Source organism: Isoptericola sp. NPDC057391 (assembly GCF_042668085.1).
In the GTDB taxonomy this organism is placed as follows: Bacteria; Actinomycetota; Actinomycetes; order Actinomycetales; family Cellulomonadaceae; genus Isoptericola.
Window position 1 is genome coordinate 1 of record NZ_JBHVBO010000236.1, and the last position, 5,384, is coordinate 5,384.

Annotated in this window: 4 protein-coding genes; 1 reads left to right on the top strand and 3 read right to left on the bottom strand. The window is 74.4% G+C overall.

The annotated features are described in order from the left end of the window. The 3 genes from ACFUVW_RS19245 to ACFUVW_RS19255 form a co-directional block, all read right to left on the bottom strand. The coding region (locus tag ACFUVW_RS19245) for a GNAT family N-acetyltransferase (protein ID WP_430572907.1) at nt 1–799 on the bottom strand (799 nt) is incomplete at its 3' end. After that, nucleotides 799–2,193 carry a lysine N(6)-hydroxylase/L-ornithine N(5)-oxygenase family protein gene (locus ACFUVW_RS19250; protein WP_430572908.1) on the bottom strand — a complete coding sequence of 465 codons (1,395 nt, stop codon included), beginning with the start codon at nt 2,191–2,193 and terminating at the stop codon, nt 799–801. The genes ACFUVW_RS19245 and ACFUVW_RS19250, both read right to left, overlap by 1 nt. Beyond that, the gene (locus ACFUVW_RS19255) at nt 2,190–3,761 is read right to left on the bottom strand and encodes a pyridoxal phosphate-dependent decarboxylase family protein (RefSeq protein ID WP_430572910.1); all 1,572 of its coding nucleotides are present in this window, start codon (nt 3,759–3,761) and stop codon (nt 2,190–2,192) included. The genes ACFUVW_RS19250 and ACFUVW_RS19255 overlap by 4 nt, the downstream gene beginning before the upstream one ends. A 250-nt stretch (nt 3,762–4,011) precedes the next feature. On the opposite strand from ACFUVW_RS19255, the gene ACFUVW_RS19260 reads away from it, so the two are divergent. Next, nucleotides 4,012–5,325: a C39 family peptidase gene (locus tag ACFUVW_RS19260; protein ID WP_430572909.1), complete on the top strand. Its 1,314-nt coding sequence runs from the start codon at nt 4,012–4,014 to the stop codon at nt 5,323–5,325. Nucleotides 5,326–5,384: the final 59 nt, after the last annotated feature.

Consider the following 5,384-nt stretch of genomic DNA (forward strand, 5'->3'; position numbering starts at 1 on the left):
AAACAGGGCCACGATCACACCCACAACGCTCCCCGTCGGGCTCGGGGCGGAAGAGGCGCTCGTGCGCGAGCTCCGCGAGCGCCTTGGCGGCCAGGTGTCGGTGGGCGTGCTCGGCGAGGTCGGGGCGCAGGTGCGGCGCGAGGCCCGGGCCGGCGGCCTCGCCCGGCCCGGCGAGCGCGCCGAGCGGGGAGGCCGCGAAGTCCTGGCGTGTGCACACGCTCAGGGCCGCGCGCTTGGTGTGCCCGCCCTCGTCCAGCTCGACCTCGCGCAGCACGCGGAACCCGGCGGCCGCGTTCTTCGCGGCGATCGCGCGGTTGCGCACGTCCGGCTCGACGACGACGCGCGCGGCGTCGAGCCCTTCGCGCGCCAGGCAGAAGCGCACGACCGCGGCCATCACCGCGTCGGTGAGCCCCGGCGCGCGGTCGGCCGGGTCGGCGGGCGGGGGCGCCACGAGCAGGTGCATGCCGACGTCCCCGGGTGCGGCGTCGTGCACGCCGACGAGCAGGACGCGGGCGGGGTCGTAGGTCTCCGCGTAGAACGCGGGCGCTCCGTCGACCCGCCCGAGCCAGCCGTCCTGGTCCTGATGGTCGGCGACGTCGGCGAGGTAGTCGCGGACCTCCGCGACGCCCAGGTGCCCCATCCGCCAGAACGTGGAGGCCGGGTGGGTCAGCCACCCGTGCACGGTCGCGGCGTCGCGCGCCGGGTCGACCGGCTCGAGGGTGACGGCATCCGCGGAGGTCCGGGCCGCGTCGGCGCCCCCGACGGCACGGGCAGCACGGGGGTCGGCGACGGCGGTCATCAGGCCACCTCCCGCTCGGCCGCTGCGGGTTCCGGCGGCGACCAGGCCGCCGACGGCGCGCCGTCGGGCCGGCCACCCGGCAGCCCGAACGTCTGGAACGCGATCCGCCGCTCGATCGCGTACGGCTCGCGGCCGGTGACCTGCGCCAGGATGACCGAGTTCCGCCACGCGGCGAAGCCCAGGTCGGGGGCGGTGACGCCGTGGGTGTGCGCCTCCGTGCCGCCCACGTGCAGGCGGCCGCCCGCGCCCGCGGTGTAGTCGCGGGCCACGTCCACCCGGCCCAGCTCGTCGAGGTCCACCAGGCCGGGCGCCACGAACGCGGGCACGCCCGAGCCGTACCCGGTCGCGCCGACGACGGCGCGCGTGCGGTGCTCCGCGGTGGTGCCGAGCTGGCCGTGCCGCAGGGTGAGCACGTACTCCCCCGTGCCGTCGGCTCCGGCCGTCGGCTCGAACCGCGCCGCGACCACCTCCGTGTCCGAAAGGAGCGTCGTCGGCACCTCCCGCCCGAGGGCGGACTTGCGGTACAGCGCGTCGTAGATGTCGTCCACCAGGTCGCCGCTGATCCCCTTGTAGAGCGCTCGCTGCTCGCGGCCGAGGATCTCGCGCAGCTCGGTGGGCAGCGCCCGGTAGTGGTCGGTGTACTCCGGCGACGTCATCTCCAGCGTGAGCTTCGTGTACTCCATCGGGAAGAACCGCGGCGAGCGAGTCACCCAGTCGACGCGGTGCGCGTCGGGCGACGCGTCCTCGAGCAGGTCGCGGTACACCTCGGCGGCCGACTGCCCCGACCCGACGACGGTCACGGCGCCGGTCGCGGCGAGCGCGTCGCGGTGCGGCAGGTAGTCGGCGCTGTGCACGACCGGACCGGCGCTCGGGTGCCGGGCGGCCTCCGTGGCGAGGGCGGCGAGCGGCCCGGGGAGCTGCGGCGTCGTGCCGACACCGAGGACGACGTGGCGCGCCCGGTACGTCTCCGGCGTCCCGTCGGCGAGCCGAGCGGTCACCACCAGATCCCCGGACTCCTCGTCGCGGTCGACCGCGACGACGTCGCGGCCCCAGCGCAGGGTGTCGAGCCGGTCGGCCGCCCAGCGGCAGTACGCGTCGTACTCGGCGCGCAGCGGGTAGAACGACTCGCGGATGTAGAAGGGGTACAGCCGGCCCGTCTCCTTGAGGAACGCGAGGAACGAGAACGGCGACGTCGGGTCCGCCATCGTCACCAGGTCGGCCAGGAACGGCACCTGGATCGTCGACCCCTCGAGCATCATGCCCGGGTGCCAGGAGAACCCGTCACGCCGGTCGAGGAACACCGCGTCGACGTCGTCGAGCGGGTCGGCGAGCGCCGCGAGACCCAGGTTGAACGGGCCGACGCCGACGCCGAGCAGGTCGTAGGTGCGGGTCATCGGGCGACCTCCTCGAGGGCGGGGTCGGCGGGCACGGCGGACGCGCGGGGCAGGCGCGGGTGGACGCCCCGGCACGGGGGCGCGTCCAGGTCGAGCAGCTCCTCGCCGGCGAGCAGCCCGTGCGCCGTGGCGCGGACCAGGTCGAGCACGCCGCGGACGTCGTCGAGCGTCGCGTCCGGGTTGAGGAGCGTGAGCTTGAGGCACGGGCGCCCGTCGACCACCGTCTTCGCGACGAGCGCGCGGCCGGAGTCGAACAGCACGCGCCGCACCCGCGGCACGAGGGCGTCCGCCTGGGCGTCGTCGACGCCGGCGGGCTGGTAGCGGAACAGCACGGTGGACAGGTCCGTCGGGGCGAGGAGCCGCAGCTCCGGGTCGTCGGCGAGGTCCGCGTGCACGGCGGCCGCGAGGTCGCAGACGGCGTCGACCATCGCGCCGATCCCGTCGGCGCCCACGGCGCGGAGGGTGGCCCACAGCTTGAGCGCGTCGAACCGGCGCGTGGTCTGCAGCGACCGGTCGACGAGGTTGAGGTCGGGGTTCGGCTCCCCCGCCTCCTCGGCGGGGTTGAGGTAGTCCGCGTGCCACGCGGCGCGCGCGAGGTCGGCGGCCTCGCGGACCAGGAGCGCGCTGGAGGAGACCGGCTGGAAGAACGTCTTGTGGAAGTCGACCGTGACGCTGCGGGCCCGCTCGACGCCGTCGAGCAGGTGGCGGCGGCGCGGCGAGACCAGCAGGCCGCCGCCGTACGCGGCGTCGACGTGCAGCCAGGTGCCGACCGCGTCGCACAGGTCGGCGACCGGGGCGATCGGGTCGACGCAGCCGCGGTCGGTGGTCCCCGCCGTGACGACGACGGCCATGACCACGTCGCCCGCGCGCTCGACGTCGACCAGGGCGCGAGCGAGCGCGCCGGGGTCGAGGCGGCCGTCGGCGTCGGTGCCGACGCCGATCACGGCGTCGTCGTCGAGGCCGAGCAGCAGCGCGGAGCGCGCCACGCTGAAGTGCCCGGCGGCCGTGGCCAGCACACGCAGGCGCCCGAGGCGCTCGCGCCGCGCCGCGCCGCCGAGCCGGGCGCCGTCGGGCCCGGTGAGCGCGGCCTCGCGCGCGAGGTGCAGCGCCTGCAGGTTGGACTGCGTGCCGCCCGAGGTGAAGACACCGTCGCTCCCGGCCGGGAAGCCGATGCGGTCGGCGGTCCAGGCGACGAGGCGCTGCTCCATGAGGGTCGCGACCGTCGACTGGTCGTAGGTGTCGACCGACGTGTTGATCGCGGCCAGCATCGCCTCCGCGCCCACGGCGGGGAGCGCCACGGGGCAGTTGAGGTGCGCGGCGTACCCGGGGTGGTGGAACCAGACGGCGTGCGAGGCGTAGAGGTCGGCGCTCTCGCGCAGCGCGTCGCGCGTCCCGACCGGCGGCCCGTCGAGGTCGACGGCGTCGACCAGGGCCTGCAGCTCGCGGCGGCTGGCGCCGCAGAACGGCTGCCGGGCGGTCTCGACGCGGGCGGCCACGTCGTCCACGACGGCGTGCAGCGCGCCGGCGTAGTCGGCCGCGGTCGCGGCTCCGAGCAGGGCGGAGGGCATCGTCACGAGGCTCCTTCGAGGTTGGGTAAGGCGAGCCTCGCCTAACCTAGAGCCGGGCCGGGCGTCTGCCAACCGGAGCGACACAGATCACACCGACCGTCGGCGTCGGCCCGATCGTGCGCAAACTCGTGACACGGACCCCAGGATCTGGGAAAGTCTTCGCCATCAGGGCGGTGGGGACCGTCCACCGCCCCCGCCTGCGGGAGGATCCATGAGAACCATGGCGCGAGGCACGGCACGAAGGAGCTGGATGCGAGCGACGACGGCGGCACTGGCGGCGGGGGCGGTGATCGCGCCGACCGCGGGCGCGGCCGGCGCCGCGGACGACCCGGAGCCGACCGGCAACAAGATCACCACCACCCACTGGCAGGGCATCGACGACCTGCGGCAGGGCGAGTGGGAGAACCTGCGCCCCGGGGCGCACGGCACGCTCGGCGTCCGCGACGCCGGCGGACCCACCACCGAGTACACCGACCCGTTCGGCGACGGGAAGCCCGTCGCGTACGAGACGGGCACGTGGACGTCACCGGTCGTCGAGACCGGGTACGCCGTCGACGAGTCGCTCACGTCGTGGAACGCCACCACCCCGACCGGCACGTGGGTCGAGGTCGAGTTCCGCGGGCGCAAGGCCGACGGCGCGTGGACCAAGTGGTTCGTCATGGGGCGCTGGGCCTCCGGCGACGACTTCCAGCCCGCCGACGGCAGCGTGGGCGACATCCACCGCACCTCCGTGGACGGCCAGAACGACGACGACGCGTACCTGTTCACCGACACGTACGTCGCCAAGTCGGGGCACGAGCCCGAGGCGTTCCAGACCCGGGTCACGCTCTACCGCCCGGCCGGGTCGACGGCGACCCCGCGCCTGGCGGGCGTGACGACGATGACCAACGAGTACCTGCCCGACAGCGCCTACCCGGGCACGAGCGACTTCACGCTCGGGCGTGCGGTGGAGCTGGACGTGCCCGGCTACTCGCAGCTGATCCACATCGGCGAGTACCCCGAGTTCGGCGGCGGTGGGCAGGTCTGGTGCTCCCCGACGTCGACCACGATGATCCAGTACTCCTACGGGAAGAAGCACCGGGTGCCGGCGTCGGAGCTCGCGGACGTCGTCGCGCCGAACGGCGACCCGCAGGTCGCCTACGCCGCCATCAACACGTGGGACTACACCTACGAGGGATCGGGCAACTGGCCGTTCAACACGGCCTACGCGCACCGGTTCGGGCTGGAGTCGTTCGTCACCCGGCTGCGGTCGCTGGCCGAGGCCGAGCGGTTCGTGGCGGCGGGCATCCCGCTGGTCGTGTCGATCAACTTCGCCGAGGAGGAGATGCCCGAGGCCGGCTACGGCACCGACGGCCACCTCGTCACGATCGTCGGCTTCACCGCCGACGGCGACCCGGTCATCAACGACCCCAACAAGGCGACCGACGCCGACGTGCGCAACGTCTACACCCGCGAGAACTTCGAGCGCGTGTGGCAGACGTCCACCGACGGCATCGCCTACGTCATCCACCCGCACCAGGTGAAGCTGCCCCGCAACGTCCCCGGGGCCACGCCCAACTGGTGACCGTCCCCGCGAGATAGAGAACCCTTCGCGCCGAGATAGAGAAGCTCGTTCTCTATCTC

Excerpts from the sequence above, each read along its gene's own strand:
- ACFUVW_RS19250 (WP_430572908.1), bottom strand. The coding sequence starts at position 2,193 with ATGACCCGCACCTACGACCTGCTCGGCGTCGGCGTCGGCCCGTTCAAC.
- ACFUVW_RS19255 (WP_430572910.1), bottom strand. The coding sequence starts at position 3,761 with ATGCCCTCCGCCCTGCTCGGAGCCGCGACCGCGGCCGACTACGCCGGC.
- ACFUVW_RS19260 (WP_430572909.1), top strand. The coding sequence starts at position 4,012 with ATGCGAGCGACGACGGCGGCACTGGCGGCGGGGGCGGTGATCGCGCCG.